14 protein-coding genes are annotated in these 16,296 nt (G+C 39.0%); 7 read left to right on the plus strand and 7 right to left on the minus strand.

Annotated elements, in window-relative coordinates; translation table 11 throughout:
• Window positions 1-42: 42 nt before the first annotated feature.
• The 4 genes from ACF3OH_RS02215 to ACF3OH_RS02230 form a co-directional block, all read right to left on the minus strand.
• The gene (locus ACF3OH_RS02215; RefSeq protein WP_392455592.1) at window positions 43-960 is read right to left on the minus strand and encodes a hypothetical protein; all 918 of its coding nucleotides are present in this window, start codon (window positions 958-960) and stop codon (window positions 43-45) included.
• Window positions 945-1,496, minus strand: coding sequence for a sigma-70 family RNA polymerase sigma factor (locus tag ACF3OH_RS02220; RefSeq protein ID WP_392455593.1), 552 nt, complete (start codon window positions 1,494-1,496; stop codon window positions 945-947). Before ACF3OH_RS02220 ends, ACF3OH_RS02215 begins: the two co-directional genes overlap by 16 nt.
• A gap of 112 nt (window positions 1,497-1,608) precedes the next feature.
• Window positions 1,609-1,797 (minus strand): hypothetical protein, encoded by a 189-nt coding sequence (locus tag ACF3OH_RS02225; protein WP_204590446.1) that lies wholly within the window; start codon window positions 1,795-1,797, stop codon window positions 1,609-1,611.
• Between the two features lie 100 nt (window positions 1,798-1,897).
• On the minus strand, window positions 1,898-2,794 hold the full coding sequence (locus ACF3OH_RS02230) for a GIY-YIG nuclease family protein (RefSeq protein ID WP_392455594.1): 897 nt from the start codon (window positions 2,792-2,794) through the stop codon (window positions 1,898-1,900).
• A 281-nt stretch (window positions 2,795-3,075) separates the two neighbouring features.
• On the opposite strand from ACF3OH_RS02230, the gene ACF3OH_RS02235 reads away from it, so the two are divergent.
• The 5 genes from ACF3OH_RS02235 to ACF3OH_RS02255 all read left to right on the plus strand — a co-directional run bounded on the left by ACF3OH_RS02235 (window position 3,076) and on the right by ACF3OH_RS02255 (window position 11,207).
• Window positions 3,076-4,428, plus strand: coding sequence for an SIR2 family protein (locus ACF3OH_RS02235; RefSeq protein ID WP_392455595.1), 1,353 nt, complete (start codon window positions 3,076-3,078; stop codon window positions 4,426-4,428).
• A gap of 411 nt (window positions 4,429-4,839) precedes the next feature.
• Complete coding sequence (locus tag ACF3OH_RS02240; RefSeq protein WP_392455596.1) at window positions 4,840-6,432, plus strand: type I restriction-modification system subunit M; 1,593 nt, start codon at window positions 4,840-4,842, stop codon at window positions 6,430-6,432.
• On the plus strand, window positions 6,422-7,666 hold the full coding sequence (locus ACF3OH_RS02245; RefSeq protein ID WP_392455597.1) for a restriction endonuclease subunit S: 1,245 nt from the start codon (window positions 6,422-6,424) through the stop codon (window positions 7,664-7,666). Before ACF3OH_RS02240 ends, ACF3OH_RS02245 begins: the two co-directional genes overlap by 11 nt.
• Before the next feature lie 23 nt (window positions 7,667-7,689).
• Complete coding sequence (locus tag ACF3OH_RS02250) at window positions 7,690-10,866, plus strand: type I restriction endonuclease subunit R (protein WP_392455598.1); 3,177 nt, start codon at window positions 7,690-7,692, stop codon at window positions 10,864-10,866.
• The gene (locus ACF3OH_RS02255; RefSeq protein WP_392455599.1) at window positions 10,863-11,207 is read left to right on the plus strand and encodes a hypothetical protein; all 345 of its coding nucleotides are present in this window, start codon (window positions 10,863-10,865) and stop codon (window positions 11,205-11,207) included. Before ACF3OH_RS02250 ends, ACF3OH_RS02255 begins: the two co-directional genes overlap by 4 nt.
• A 283-nt stretch (window positions 11,208-11,490) precedes the next feature.
• Here ACF3OH_RS02255 and ACF3OH_RS02260 read toward each other — a convergent pair whose 3' ends face one another.
• Entirely contained in the window at window positions 11,491-12,336 is an 846-nt protein-coding gene (locus tag ACF3OH_RS02260) for a DUF2382 domain-containing protein (protein ID WP_342526654.1), read from the minus strand.
• Between the two features lie 561 nt (window positions 12,337-12,897).
• On the opposite strand from ACF3OH_RS02260, the gene ACF3OH_RS02265 reads away from it, so the two are divergent.
• Together ACF3OH_RS02265 and ACF3OH_RS02270 are read left to right on the plus strand one after the other, a co-directional pair.
• A complete protein-coding gene (locus tag ACF3OH_RS02265; RefSeq protein ID WP_392455600.1) occupies window positions 12,898-14,643 on the plus strand; it encodes a mechanosensitive ion channel in 1,746 nt (581 codons plus the stop codon).
• Window positions 14,644-15,126: 483 nt separating this feature from the next.
• Complete coding sequence (locus tag ACF3OH_RS02270) at window positions 15,127-15,378, plus strand: AbrB/MazE/SpoVT family DNA-binding domain-containing protein (protein ID WP_392455602.1); 252 nt, start codon at window positions 15,127-15,129, stop codon at window positions 15,376-15,378.
• A gap of 204 nt (window positions 15,379-15,582) precedes the next feature.
• On the opposite strand, the gene ACF3OH_RS02275 is transcribed toward ACF3OH_RS02270, so the two are convergent.
• Together ACF3OH_RS02275 and ACF3OH_RS02280 are read right to left on the minus strand one after the other, a co-directional pair.
• Window positions 15,583-15,861, minus strand: coding sequence for an AbrB/MazE/SpoVT family DNA-binding domain-containing protein (locus tag ACF3OH_RS02275; RefSeq protein WP_392455603.1), 279 nt, complete (start codon window positions 15,859-15,861; stop codon window positions 15,583-15,585).
• Between the two features lie 213 nt (window positions 15,862-16,074).
• On the minus strand, window positions 16,075-16,290 hold the full coding sequence (locus tag ACF3OH_RS02280; RefSeq protein ID WP_392456675.1) for a type II toxin-antitoxin system RelE/ParE family toxin: 216 nt from the start codon (window positions 16,288-16,290) through the stop codon (window positions 16,075-16,077).
• Window positions 16,291-16,296 lie beyond the last annotated feature (6 nt).

Below are 16,296 nucleotides of genomic sequence, written 5' to 3' on the forward strand. Positions count from 1 at the left end.
TTAAGCTAACTTCACTTATGAAATCTTACCTGGGAGCTTTTTTCACTCCGGCATTTGATTTAAATAATACTCTCGACCATTCGCATCTTTGATGATACGCTTTCCGACCTTTTCAAACTCTAATGAGTCTTCGTCATTTAATTGAATAAAGTATTTGGTGTTTTCTACAGTGATTTGAGCTTTTGGAAACTCTAAATAAATGGAATCTGTACTGTTATATCCTTGTTCAAGCAAGAACTCATCTAGTACAGATAGATTCCCATCGCGCATTCCCAAATTCCCCATGTAAATGATGATTCCTTTTGCATTGTTTCCAAAAATCTGGCCACCGTCAATTTGAAATCCATACTCAAAATCCTCTACACGGGCTACTAAAAACTCTGCTTCCTCGATATACTGATCCGTGCTAAACACATTGCCCTCGCTATCCTCATACAGTCGTGGTCCCGTTTGATAGAGCTCAAAAATTAATTCTCCTGCACTGTAAATGACAAATAGTGACTGGTCCCGTTCTACATCAATATCTGTATAGGTAACTTCTGATACTCCTTCTGTCGGCATGTCTTCTGGATTGATCCACGGACGAACAGCGCTCATTGTAGGATCAGTCACAATGACCAGGTTTCCATTGATAAATTGGAAGGAGTCGCCAGGATTCGTTTGTCCACGAAAAATCATACCTTCAAAGATGTGAGCGTCATCTATGACAGAAGCGGTAGATTGCTTTGTCGGAACTGTCGCTTGTTCCGATGTGAGAGTTGCCTGCAACCAAGTAGTTGTGCCTAAAAGAATCGCCAGTACAAGTGTAGCGGCAGCCACAACAGCGAAAGCGGAGAAGGGCTTTTCCTTACGAGAATAAAGAGCTTCCCGAACGGCTTGCTTGGAAGTGGAATCAAATTTAGCCTGTTCGAAAACTGTTTCATCCATAGCTTCTTTAAGGTTGTTTAATTCGTTCCCCATACAAAATCCTCTCCTTTCAACTGGTGGTGTAGTTCCATTTTTGCTCGGCGCAATCGTGTATGGAGGGTGGCTTCTTTTACTTTCAGCACTTCGCTCATTTCTCGGACTGTTAATTCCTCATAATAATAGAGGAAAATCACTTCACGATAATCTTGCTTCAGCGCCAAAACAGCTTGGCTGAGCTGCGCGTTGGAAGAATTCGTCGTGAGCGTATCTTCCGCCGATTGAGTTGTCTCAGTCGAGTGTTTGGAATCAAGTCCAGTCACACGGCGAAACCAGGAAGACTTCAAATAATCTTTCGATTGATTGATCGTCAGGCGAATCAACCAGCCTCGCACGGAATGCAATTTTTCGCGCTTTGAATAGTAATGATACGCTTTGACGAACACATCTTGTACGATGTCTTGCGCGGTCGACCAGTTCTTCACATAAGTGTAAGCAAGCTTTGTCATCTCTAATCCATATGTATCCATCAGGTCATCATGCCATAGATGTTGCTGATGGGTCGCTTCTTTCGTTTGCCTCAGTTCTTCCATGAATTCCACCTCTTTACATATATAACGATTGAGAAGCAGAAATACTTTCAACTTCGCCAAAGTTTTATAAAAAAAAACGGCCTCGCAAATGAAGGAGGCCGCTCGTGTGAATCTACGCTGTTCGTGGTTTACGGAAAGCAATTGCTGTCGCTATCGCCAATAGTCCAGCAAAGATGGCTACTGGTAAAGCGCGTGCAGATAAAGTCTCCGTTGTGTAATCGGAAAAATAGATAATGAGTAAACTGATGCAAGATAGAAGAAAAATTGTTGCGAGTCCCCAGTTGATAATGTGCGTGTTCATTTGCCAGTCCCCTTTAGTGGATAAGGATGAAAACCTTTTTTAACCAATATGCCTACTATTTCCATCTTATACATAGAGGAGAATTCTGTAAATAATTACTTTAATCCATCTCCATTTGCTTCAACGAAACCCCATCTTTAGTCTTCCATTCCGTCAGACCATTCGCTTTTCCGCCAATGACAAATGCTGCCGCGAAGGAAGGGCTAGGGAACAAGACGTCTTCAAGCAAAATTCCCGATTCATCAATCTTCGCCTTCAAACGGCGCTCAATGACATTCGGTTGCAAACTCTCCGTGTCTTCTTTTTCAATCAAGCTGCCTTTTAATACGACGAATCCTTCATTGGTCTGCTTGCACGTCGCGTGAACCGTCACACCACTTTTTCGGATAGTGCGCGATAAATAAAGCGTCAAATCTTCTTCGGAATGAGAAAAGACCGTTTTCGTCGTCACGACAGGTCTCTCTGTCAACGGCTCAAACAATTTATGACCAAGTGCCCCCATCATCAGTTTTGCATTATCAATGAATTCCTCAAGCTCACTTTCTTTTTGCTCCGTGATATTCCCAGGAGTCGGATTGTTGCCGTTTTTCACAACGTAGCGACCGGCATCTTTTGCCAGAAGATAGAAGCGATTCTCCAAGTAACTGATTTCTGTAGGACCAAACGAATTATTCGAAGTCGTGAAAATCACAGCCTCTGTCCAATAATCTTTATCTGCATTTCGCTTATGTTCGATCAAACGACTCAGCAAACCATCGCCATTTCTGCGCACGCCAGCTTGTCCGACATACACCACATCTTCATTGGTCTCTTCACTTGTTCCAAATAAAAAGTACACGCCTGTCTGCGCAAGTTCTGCACGATCTTTCGAATTCTCCAGCTCTGTTCGTGGAATCTTAAACGCAATCCCTGTCCAGTTGGCCAATGTACAGATGATTCGTCCTGTAGGATTGCCATCCATTAAATATAAATTGATACTCTTCCCGCGACTTTGCATTCCCTAACCTCCGTGATTTCTACTACAAATTTTTTTAATCCTTCCTACAACGACCGAGGAAACGAATGGGTTTCACTTTCTTTTACAACTTTACACTTTTTCCAGTGAGGGTTAAATATGAAAATAAATGGATTGAAATATGGAACCATATAATGATATAGACGTAAGGATAGATATTCATAAATTTGAAATATGATTTAAATTTTAGGATATCAGTTTAAGGATAACTCTATTAATACAATTAAATCTCTAAAACATACAATCTATTAGGAGGGAACAGTTTGACAAACTATATTAAATATCAGGACGAAATCATTGAGGACATTAAAAATGTGTTAGACGAAATGGGTACACAACCTATCTTATTTGTAGGTTCAGGATTATCCAAGAGATATTTTAGTGCTCCTAATTGGGTTGAACTATTAGAGTATTTAAAAGAAAAATGTTCGGACATTGAACACGAGGTTGGATATTATATACAAGATGGAAAATCTTTAGAACAAATCGGTACAATTTTCACGGAACACTACCGAAAATGGGCTTGGAATAATAAACAAGAGTTTCCTGATTATCTATTTCAACCTGGTATTCCAAAAGATGCGTATATTAAATATGAGATTAGCAGGTTCTTTAGTGAAATAACTCCTAATAATATTGAAAGTGTTAGCGGAGTAGAATTGAAAAGTGAACTATCATTATTAAGAAATATCCAACCACATGCAGTCATAACAACTAATTACGACACTTTTCTTGAAAGTATCTTTTTAGACTATCAACCTATTATTGGTCAGCAAATCTTAAGGCCGGATACTATGTCTATAGGTGAAATCTTTAAAATTCATGGATGTATAACATTACCAAATGATTTAGTTTTTAATGAAAATGACTATTTGATGTTTATTGAAAAAAAGAAATACCTAAGCGCTAAATTACTTACTTTTTTTGCTGAACATCCTCTTATTTTCTTGGGTTATAGTGGGAACGATGAAAATATTCAATCAATACTATCGGATATAGATGAAATCATTTCAATTAATGGTGAATTAATTCCTAATATTTACTTTCTTTCATATAATAAAAATCTATCTGAGGATGCTCAGCCAGCAAAAGAAAAGATCTTTGTTATCAATAGGAGAGAAATTAGAGTTAAATATATTGAAACTAATTCTTTCTCATGGGTTTTTAGTGCATTGTCAGCAAATAAAGCTGTTGAAAATGTACATCCTAAACTTTTAAGAGCATTACTAGCAAGGACATATAAGTTAGTAAGAAGTGATATACCTAGAAGAAGTGTAGAAGTTAATTTTGAAATGATTAGAAAAGCTGTGGAGGATGATGAATCTCTTCCAAACCTTTACGGAGTATCTTTTTTAAATAATCCAAGTGAAATCAATTTTCAATTTCCTTATACATTGACGGATGTGGGGAAAGCATTAGGATATAACGGCTGGCATGGTGCTGAACAACTGATAGGTCAAATACTCAAGGATAAGGGAGAAAATATAAAAAACTCGGATAACAATTATCATGTTGCAATTCCAACAGGTAGATCGAAAATACACAAATATTCTCAACAAACTATTGATCTTTTGGAATCGGTGAAAAATGGTGAATCTTATTCTTTAAGTTTATGATTGATATTACTTCAAAGTAAGAGTGGTGCTTGTTAATGCGTTAAGTTTATTTCTTAAATAAGCATAATTATATTTTAAAAATAAGGTATTGATTCAGCACTTTGTTTCTGAAAAGTTTGCGTATTATACTTTGCTTCTTTTTGTACGGGCTCCTGCGAAATATCTCACTAAAGAAGCAATCTTCTTAATTGAAATATTCCCTGGGAGCTATTTTTAATTCCACCAGAATATTGTAGAGTCTTCTCTAACAAATCACCCATGTTATTAGCCCTCACTTGATTTATACTATACATAGATTACCTTTTTTAAATTTGAATAGATCCGTGCAAATACTATTTGAGTTATGGCTAGCCATTAACAATTCAATAAGCTTACATAAATCATTACGAAGAAAAGAAATGAGGAAATAGAGTGTCTACTTTAAACCAAAAACTATTCAGTGCGGCAGACAACCTGCGCAGCAAAATGGACGCATCTGAATACAAAAACTACTTATTAGGTTTGATTTTTTATAAATATTTATCTGACAAACAACTAGAAAAAGTTGTGCTTATCGCGGATGAATCACTCGAACAATATGACTCACAACAGAAACAGACAGAGTTATTTGCTGGACTGATGGCAGATGAAGAAATCAGAGATGATTTAGTAGAAACATTGGTCGATACATTAGGTTATGTCATCGCACCAGAATATTTATTCAATGTCTTGGCTGCGCAAGCTCAGCAGAACATCTTCCAACTCAACGACCTAAACAAAGCATTCGTGCAATTGGCGTCAGAGTTTGATCAATTCAATGGTCTATTCGATGATGTGGATTTGAAATCGAAAAAGTTAGGTTCAGATGACCAACAACGCAATATTACCATCACAGAAGTCTTAAAGAAATTGAACCATGTTGATTTGATGGGGCATGGTGGGGACGTTATTGGAGACGCCTACGAGTTCTTAATCAGTCAGTTCGCATCTGAAGCCGGAAAGAAGGCAGGAGAATTCTATACGCCGCATGAAGTATCAGACATGATGGCGCGTATTGCTGTAATGGGTCAAGAAGAGAAGAAACTATTTAGCGTATTTGACCCAACAATGGGATCGGGCTCTTTGATGTTAAATATTCGAAATTACATAAACTATCCAGATAGCGTGAAATACCATGGTCAAGAATTGAACACGACGACGTTTAACTTGGCTAAGATGAACTTAATTCTTCATGGTGTCGACAAAGAAGACATGCGTTTGCGTAATGGGGATACATTGAATAAAGACTGGCCGACGGATGAGCCTTATACATTCGACTCTGTTTTGATGAATCCTCCGTATTCAGCGAAATGGTCAGCTGACGATACGTTCTTAGATGACTCTCGTTTCAACCGTTACGGGAAGCTGGCACCAAAATCGAAGGCAGACTTTGCCTTTCTATTACATGGGTATTACCACTTGAAAGATTCGGGAACGATGGCAATCGTCTTACCACACGGAGTGCTGTTCCGCGGTGCAGCAGAAGGTGTCATTCGGAAGAAGCTATTGGAAGACGGAAGCATCGATGCAGTGATTGGCCTACCAGGAAACCTGTTCTTCGGTACATCAATTCCAACGACAGTCATCATCTTGAAGAAGGATCGCGAGACACGTGACGTGCTCTTTATCGATGCAAGCAATGACTTCATCAAAGGGAAGAACCAAAACAAACTTTCCCACGACAATATTGATAAGGTTGTCGAAACGTATAGGAATCGAGAAAGTGTTGAGAAATATGCACACGTTGCTACATTTGATGAGATCAAAGAGAATGACTTCAATTTGAATATCCCACGATATGTAAATACGTTTGAAGAAGAAGAGCCCATTGATATGGCTTTAATTGGTTCAACTATCAAAGATATTCGAAAAGAAAAAGCAGAACTAGAATCTAACTTATATGAGATGATTTCCTCGCTACAATTTAACGAAGAAAATGCAGAATGGATCAAAGGTGCATTAGAGGTATTTAATCGTGAAAAATAACCAAACACCAGAAATTCGATTTCCAGGATTCATCGAATACTGGAAACAACAAAAGCTAGGGGATTTAGCAGACTTCTCTAAAGGTAATGGATATTCAAAAAGTGATTTGACTAATGAGGGTGAACCAATAATATTATATGGGCGATTATATACAAAATATGAAACTGTTATTCAATCTGTAGATACATTTACTATAGAAAAAGAAAAATCGGTAGTAAGTAAAGGTAATGAAGTAATCGTCCCATCTTCTGGAGAAACTTCTGAAGACATTTCAAGAGCTTCAGTTGTTAAAGAACCAGGCATAATTTTGGGTGGAGATTTAAATATTATACGACCAACTAATGATATTGATTCAGTATTTTTAGCGTTGTCTATCTCCAACGGTAAACAGCGAAAAGAATTAATAAAACGAGCTCAAGGAAAGTCTGTTGTGCATCTGCACAATTCAGATTTAAAAGAAGTCAATTTGTCTTTCTCCAAAAAAGAAGAACAAACTAAAATAGCTGATTTCTTTAAACAATTAGACGCAACTATCGTTTTTCAAGAACAAGAACTAACCACCCTCAAACAAACAAAAAAGGGATTCTTGCAAAAAATGTTTCCAAAAGAAGGGGAGTCCGTGCCGGAAGTTCGTTTCTCAGGTTTTACTGGCGATTGGGAACAGCGTAAACTTCGTGAAATGTTGGCAGACCCTGTTACTGATGGACCTCATGAAACTCCCAAACTTGAAGAAAGTGGAATCCCATTTATCTCAGTTGATGCAATCGTTGATAATCAGATTGATTTTGACAGAAAACGTGGATATATTTCTGAAGAGACTGATGAGTTGTACTCTAAAAAGTACAGACCTCAATATCATGATGTCTTCTTGGTTAAGTCAGGTTCAACTGTCGGTAAGACGGCAATCGTTGAAACTAAAGAGCGTTTTAATATTTGGTCTCCATTAGCAGCCATGCGCGTTGGTGAAGTGTCTGATCCGTACTTTTTGTATTTCTTATTGCAAACAAGAAAGGTACAAAACCAAGTAAAAGATAAAGCATCTAGCGGTACTCAGCCAAATTTGGGTATGCGAGAACTTGAAAAATTCCATACACAAATCACGCCTAATCTTGAGGAACAAAAGAAAATCGGTGCCTTTTTCCAGCAACTCGACAATCTCATCACCCTTCATCAGCGTGAATTAGATGCCTTGAAAGAAACGAAAAAAGCATTCTTACAGAAGATGTTTGTGTAGATAGTTAGGGAGGAGGACATCCCATGACGAAGTTGGCTCACAATGACGAGCTTGAAGTAGAACGACGATTGATTGAAGTCTTAGGTGAAGGGCATAACCAGTGGAACTACCGGCCAGATCTGAAGACGGAACAAGACCTCTGGAACAACTTGCGCCATAAGATTACGCGCAACAATCTGTCTGAGATTGGGGAGCATCCCATTACAGATAAAGAGTTTGAGACAATCAAGACAGAACTATTATCCAAGACGAAGACACCTTTCGATGCAGCAAAGTGGTTGAAAGGTGAGAACGGGATTGCGCGCATTACTATCGAGCGTGAGGATATTTCACTAGGCTCGATGTCATTGATTCTGTATTCGAACCAAGACATTGGCGGAGGAATCTCAACATACGAAGTCGTTCATCAAATTGCGAAAAGTAAAGTAGATGAGGATGGACGAGACCGTCGTTTTGATGTGACGCTTTTGATCAACGGTTTACCAATCGTTCAGATTGAGTTGAAACAGGTCTATGCCAAAGATGGTGTGTTCCAAGCATTCAACCAGATTAAAAAGTATGCAGAAGAAGGGGTTTTCCGTAACAACATCTTCTCTACACTCCAACTATTCGTCATCTCGAATGAACAGACGACACGCTACTTTGCAAATGCGATGCCGAAAGATATGCACAAGAAGTTTATCTTCAGCTGGCGCACAACAGACAATCGACGTGTGGAGAATTTATATGAGTTTGTAAAGCAAGTGTTGAATATTCCGGATGCCCACCGTCTCATTGCGAACTATACGATTGTCAGTGAAGACCAAGACAATAAGGTACTCATGGTATTGCATCCGTATCAGATTCATGCGATTGAAGCGCTTTTCACAGCCGCCAATAAACATGAGTCTGGTTTTGTCTGGCACGCGACAGGTTCCGGAAAGACACTGACGAGTTTTGTGTCGACCAAGCTCCTTGCAAGAAAGAGTGGCATCGACCGGACAATTATGTTGATTGACCGCAAAGATTTGGACAGCCAGACGACGAGTGAGTTCACAAAGTTTGCGTCTGAGTTTAATACAGGTATCTCGTCAGGAACAGCCAAATCCAATAGCCTTATTGTTGGTACAGAAAGCTCACGAAAATTGAGTGAAACATTACTCTCGGATGCCAACTCCAATACGGTGATCATCACAACGCGTCAGAAGCTTGAAGCTGCTCTTCGCTATGCACAGCAACAAGAAGAAAAGAATGGAACGAACCGGTTCAAGAAACTGATGGGCCAGCATATTGTGTTCATCGTGGATGAATGCCACCGAGCTTTGAGTTCTGAAGGAATGGAAGTCATCAAAGGGTTCTTCCCAAAATCGACGTGGTTCGGTTTTACGGGAACGCCTATTTTCAATGAAAACAAGAAACAAGCAAAAGGGCAGCTTGCACGGACGACACGTGACCAGTACGGAGATCTTCTTCACAGCTATACGATCAAGAATGCTTTAGAAGATGGTTCGGTACTCGGCTTCCAAGTGGAACATGAGAGCACAATCGAATCCACATCTCTTTATAATCATATCTTTACGCAACTCCGTTCAACTGAATCGTCTGCAGACCTGACAGATGAACAGTTGAACACAAAGATTGATGAAATGGATGACGTGGAAAAAGAATCCTACATAGCGACCAGTGTCTATGAAAGTGATGACCATATCCAAAAGGTGATTCACAAGATATTACGTCCTGACAACGCCTATACAAAGTTCGATTTCTTAAATGGTCGACCACAGAAGTCAGCTATTTTGACTACGAGTTCTATTGATATGGCAAAACGCTATTACCATGCTATCAAAGAAATGACTTCAGATCCGGAGTGGATGGAAAAAGAATTTGCAGGTCAACCGATTCGGAAAGGTCGCACAATCGACGATCCAGATTTTCCACGAGTTGCTATCACGTATTCGCTTCAAGAAAATGAAGAACATGCAAAAGAAAACCAAGATGAGATGCGTCAAATCATCAAAGATTACAACAGCTATTACGGAACGGCGTGGTCACTGGAAGATATCGAACGGTATAACGGGGATATCAACAATCGACTGGCTCGAAAGCGTGCAGAGTTCAAGCAGTTCGGCAAACAAGTTGACCTTGTCATTGTTGTAGATCGATTGCTGACTGGTTTCGATGCACCAACTGTACAGACGTTGTTTGTAGACCGGAACTTAAGTTACGCGAACTTGATCCAGGCCTTCTCTCGAACGAATCGTACGTTTCCTGGAAAAACGAAAGGACTCATTGTTACATTCCGTAAACCCGCTACCATGGAGAAGAACGTGGAGGACGCAACGAGACTCTATTCGAACGAAAACACCGAAACTGGACTTGTATATCCAACATATGATGAGTCGTTGAAGCGCTTCAAGAAAGCACACAAAGCGTTCAAGGCTATTCTGGAGAAGACACCGGATATCAATGAACATTCGCCGATTGAGGATCGAATCGATTATGTGGTCGCGTTTCAAGAACTCAACAATTCATTTGAAGCGCTCGTCACGTATGATGATTACAATGATGACATCGCCACCTCAAAAACTTTGCAAGAGCAAGTGCAGGTTATTGCAGAGACAGCTGGCGTCTATAACACAGTTAAGGGATCTTTAGTGGAGGAGAAACCACCGATTGACGGGGATCCAGGCGAAGGCACTGTACCGGATTTCTCAGAAATCGAGTTCTTTTCCGGAAATGCTATCAAACTGTACGATATCGATTCTACTTATATCGATAAGCTATTGGGTGACTACTCGGCGAATAATCAGGACGTCCGTTTAGAAATTGAGAAAGCACTTCAGAAATTGAAGAAATCAGATGTGGTGAAAGCTGTATACAATGAGATATTGAATGCGATCGATGCGAAAGAAGTAGATCCTTCTGAAGACATCTTTAGTCTGAAACGTCGGTTCTTCACGCAAGCCTATGACCAAGCCATCCGAGAGTTTAGAAATACGTGGTTTGTAAGTGAAAGCGAACTTCATGCATCTGCAGTACAGTATCAAATAGGAGCCGACCCAATACCGAATATCGGTGGAATCATCGATAGTAAAGACTTCGGCAAATATAAAGAAATCCATCCGGGCGCTATCCCATTTAAATATGGACCACAGTTAAAACGCGAGTGGAGAAGGGGCCTAGATGAAATCGTAATCCCATTAGATCAAGAACTACGATGAATGTCAGCAAAGAAGATAGGGTAAAGCGTAGAGATATTGAAAGTTACACCGATAAAAAAGAACTCTTCAAAGTCATGAACTACGCGTCACGAGTCGCATCACAAAGAGACGACATGGAAGTGAAGAGTTTGTTCTATATCTCACAAATTGATGAGCGCAATTATATCAGGGTGCATCGGTATGTATCAGATCTGGTTGATGAGACACTCGCATATAGAGGACTTTTGATAGGTGAGACATCCCGTCTTTCATTTTCAGAAGCATTGCAAATTGAGGGGGAATCCTTTCTACTCAAAAACCAAAGTCAGGAAGAAGAGAATAGAGAGCAGTTCAAACAGTGATTCTCGACTGCCAAAAAAGAGCATGAAGAAGATGAAGAGAAGAGACAACAAAAGGTAAGTCGGCGTTCGATCGAACTGCCAGACTTCAGCAAATACGAGGGTCTGAATTCAGAAGATGAAACATTTGAATTGCATACACCGGGACCAATGATGGAAGCACCGAAATATTTATATACTATGATTAAACTACGATTTTTTTTAAAAGTCACAAAAAGAAGAGAACAACTAATTATCAAATCAAAAAAGAAGCCAGCAGGGAAACTGGCTTCTTTTGATAACTTTATTATAGATCGCGATCTGTACGGTCACGGTCTGTTAGATCCGTATCACGTAATTGGTTTGTAGAATCGTGAATATCTACTTCTTCACGGCGAACCGTTTCAGAAACGGTTTCCGTATCCATCACTTTCTTTTTACCGATGACGATCTCTTCAGCGACAACATCTTTCTTTGTCACTTCGACGTGTTCTTCCGTCACTGGAATGTGAATGCGTCCTTCTTCTTCGTAAGCATGAGTCGACCCTTCACCGAAGTTACCTTCTGAATGGACAGAAGACTCCTGGTTGACTGGACGTCTTTCGATATAGACTTCTTCGCGCTCAACAGGGACTTCTACAGTCTGAGTGTCTTCTACGACATGCTTCTCTACATCGATTTCACCAGTTTGAACGCGTTGTTTATCGACATGAAGTTGTTCTTCATGAAGTTCTAAGCGTTCTTCTTCCGTACCTTCATGAGTAGATTCGAATGTATTACCTGTATCATATGAACCCACACTTCCAGTGAAGTGATTTCCGTAATCTTTATCTACATATAATAGATATTTTCCGGCTTCAAGTTCGCTCGAATAGCGTGTGCGTTCTTCATCTGACAATCCCATGTTCGTAAAATGTTGATCTCGAATAAGATCTTCACCTGTTAGAGAGGCTTTGAAACGATCCCACCAAGAGCTCTCTTCGTTTGTGTTGTAATCAGAAGAGCCACGGTACATAGAATATTGATTATCTCTGTTTGAAACGATATACATATCTTCCTCCGTATACCCTTCTGCTCGTAAGCGATCCATTTCCGCTTGGATTTCAGTTTCCGTATCATAGATTCCATATAGCTTGTTGTCTCGATTTTCCATTTTACATCCTCCTCGTTCTTTTCGTAATTAAGTTGATTCTATTTAGGAAATACCTTTTTTGAAACAAGAATAAACTTAAATTGATTTGTAAAATTTGTAATATTTGTAATGATTGAATAGTCAATCATAATTTTATATGTAGGTATTTGTTAGAAATGAGTTGAAAAAATATCTATCTATATTCAATGTATAGCGTAGCTTCTTATTTTAAAGGTCTCATCACAAACGCTAATAATAGAGAGGATTTGCTATGAATTCTCTATTTCTCTCTTGATAAGTAATCTATTTTTGCGACCTCATAATTTTTAATCAATTTATGTTATTCACGATAATCCCACTTATAATTAGAAGAAAGATCAGAGACAGTAAATTTCCTAATTCCCCTAACTCCGATTGTGAGACTTTACATCGTGTTTATCTGTGGTATAGGAATCTTCATTATAGATAATTACTTCTTCTTCGGTTAGCTTCAATTTAGTTTTATTACACAGTTCAGTGGGTATAACCTATATAGGAAAATCAAACAGTTTTTCCTATAACAAAACAGAGGAGGGAACTCTATTGTTCAATGAATATTATGTAAGAGACATGTTATCATCTCTACCTGACCTACTTCTCGCATTGCTTGTATTATTAATCGGATTTATTATCGCAAAAGTTGTTGAGAAAGTAGTCTTCAAAGGTCTTCGTAAACTAAACCTCAATGAACGTCTAGGTAACACACGCTCTAAATGGTCAGTCGAAAAGATTATTAGTAAGGTAGTATTTTTCATCTTGCTCATCCTTGCATTCGTTCTATTCTTTAACATACTTAACCTCGACACATTCGCAGCTCCGTTTGCGAACATGTATGACACATTGACAGGCGCTTTCTTAAACATTTTAAAAGCTGGTTTGATCTTACTAGTTGCTTGGGGACTGGCTACCTTAGTTAAAAAAGGCATCCAAATGCTGGGCAACAAAGTCGATTTCAACAAACTTGGTCAAAAGACTGGCATGTCAGCTACTGGTGAACAGAAAACGAAGTGGACAGACACGGTTGCCAACGTTTCTTACTACTTAATTTTCCTTCTTTTCTTACCCGCTGTATTAAATGCATTAGGAATTGATGGCTTAAGCGGTCCATTTGAAGACATGTTATCTAGCTTCATTAATTTCATTCCTAAATTAGTCTCTGCAGCTATCGTATTTGCTATAGGGTATTTCATCGCGAAATTAGTTCGCAATCTAGTAGAGAAATTCTTACATGCTGTTGGAATTGACAAATTTACGGACAAAATGAATTTGAAAAATAATTCAACAACTACACCAACAAATACGACTTCAAATACAAGCCTTTCTAAAATTGCTGGATTGATTGCGTTTATCTTGATTTTAATCCCAATTACGATCACAGCTTTAGAAATTCTTGACCTTGATGGTATTTCACAACCAGCCGTTGCAATGTTAAATGACATCATGGCCATGATTCCACAAATCATCGTTGCTATTGTATTGGTACTTGTAGGTATCTACGTAGCGAAATATGTGAAAGATTTTGTGGTCAACTTATTAAATGGATTTGGTATCAACAATTTAGCTTCAAAAATTGGTCTAAACAAAACGAATTCTTCTAACTTTGATTTAGCTTCAATCATCGGAACAGTTGTTCAAGTATTAATTGTTCTTCTGTTTGTAATGGAAGCACTACAACTTGTCAACCTAGACTTCATGGTATCACTAGGTAGTGCAGTATTTGCTTACCTTCCTATGGTAGTCGCTGCATTAGTTATTCTGGCGGTAGGTTTCTGGCTAGCTAACTTAGCTGAGAAACTCGTAGGTAGCTTGATGAAAGATGCATCAGGTTCTCCACACTTCTTACGCTTAGTAGCTAAATATGCAATCCTCGGATTTGCTTTCTTTATGGCACTTAGCCAATTAGGAATTGCACCTGGAATCATCCAGTCGGCGTTTATCTTAATCCTTGGTGGAGTTGCCCTAGCATTTGGTTTAGCATTTGGTTTAGGTGGACGTGAACACGCTTCTCGCTATCTAGATCGTATGGAAAAATCAATTGATGAGGCTGAAGTAGACAAAGAAAACTACGAACAGCAAAAAGAACAAATGAAACAAGATGCGAAGGATGATATGAAATCTACTCAAGAGGAAGAACGCTATATGCATGGAACTTCTGCACATGCAGATGATACGCTTGCACAAGACGTTCCTCAAGACACTGGCTTTAATCATCTTCAATCCAATGATTTTAATACAGATAATGGATCCACTTACGATTACCGTACAGAGGATGATAAAAAGAACTTCTGATTGAAATCATATGACGCACACTTTATCAACCTGGCTTCTACTGGCCAGGTTGATTTTTTATTCCTATTATATCTACCTGGTTTTTAAAAAAGTGTTCTGGATTGTCTCATGAATCATTATGGGTTTTTGTGGGAGTGAAATTCTGTCAATAATTCTCATACTATGAGAGAGGAATAGAACAATTCAATTTTTAAGATTCTAAGTAGCGATAACCTCTCTTATCGTTATTTGTGATTATAAGAATATATTTGATGATAATATCGACTTAAAAAACAATTATTAATAATGATCTTCGAAAGACGATTTAGTATTAATAAAGGTTGAGCCGTCTTTTTCTATATTCATTTAACTAATTAGCTATAACAAGACCGGATTTTCTTAACCAAAGGTTTCGATGGTTAAACCCGACTTAGGTTAAGGCAATAGAGGATTGTCTTTACTTGAATAATTTAGGGGATAGAAGAGGTTAAAGGGGGTTGAGCTGTGCATACCAAACGAATCAATCGACTGGGCCGGATTGTGATTCCGAAAGAGATCCTCGATATCTTTCAGTTAAAAGAAGGGGATTCCGTCGACATTATGCATAATGAGCGACAAATCATCATCGAGCCGCATAAGCAGCGCTATGTTTGTGCCGTGACCGGAAAGGTGACGAGCGAAGAGATCCGGATTGGGGAAGCTTGGATCAGCAAAGAAGGCATGACCGAAATCGTTAAATATATGGGTAGTGAATAACGAAAAGACTGTCAGGGCATCTAAACCCGGCAGTCTTTTTCTAATGAATTAATTTTTTTAAAAATAGTTTGGTAAAACTATGATTTTGATGTTGCTCGATTGTCCCTAGCATTTTCAATGGCTTGTTCTAAGCTAATAATCAAGTCCTCAAAAAATCGGTTTTCATTCATTTTTCATCCATCCTCTGAAGTATATGAATACATATCATTGAGTATAGCTCTGCAATTCCTTAAGCAGAATCTCAGCCCCTCTTGGGCTCAAATACAAGCCTTTCACGTAAGTGGATTCAACGTTTTCGTCCAGGATTTCCCCAGTCACCGCACAAGTGCGGTCTGTCTCATATTTTTTGAGAATGATTTTATCTTCTTCAATGAATATTTCCATCGGATCGCCCACCGAAACGCCCAGGGATCTTCTCAACTCAATCGGCGTGACAATGCGGCCTAACTGATCAACTTTCCTCACAATACCGGTACTTTTCATCATAAGACTCCTTCAACTTCGTAATCATCGTATTCTTTTTCATTCTACCCATTCGCGAAGCAACGCGTCCAATTTATTAACCGGACGGAAGAGGTTATAGTCAGAGGAGAAACCAATTGAGATAAAGATTTCCACGATGGCCATTCCAATAAAATGCAAACGGTAGAATACGAAAAAACAAGTGCAGCCCTGGAAGAGTGTGCACCTGTCTTCTTATTCGTAGATATCTTTTCGGTGTCCAACATCGATAATGGTAATAATGATTTTTTCGTCTTTGATTAAAGCCAGGATACGGTAATCACCGACACGGCAACGCCATTTGCCCTTGTGGTTTGGAACCAATGCCTTGCCCTGTGTTCGTGGATCAGTGGAATCCTGCAAGTTTTTTTCGATCCAGCCAATCAGGAGAGAGGCTTGATACCGGTCTATTTTTTA

The organism is Chryseomicrobium aureum, from assembly GCF_043182735.1.
Taxonomy (GTDB): Bacteria; Bacillota; Bacilli; order Bacillales_A; family Planococcaceae; genus Chryseomicrobium; species Chryseomicrobium aureum.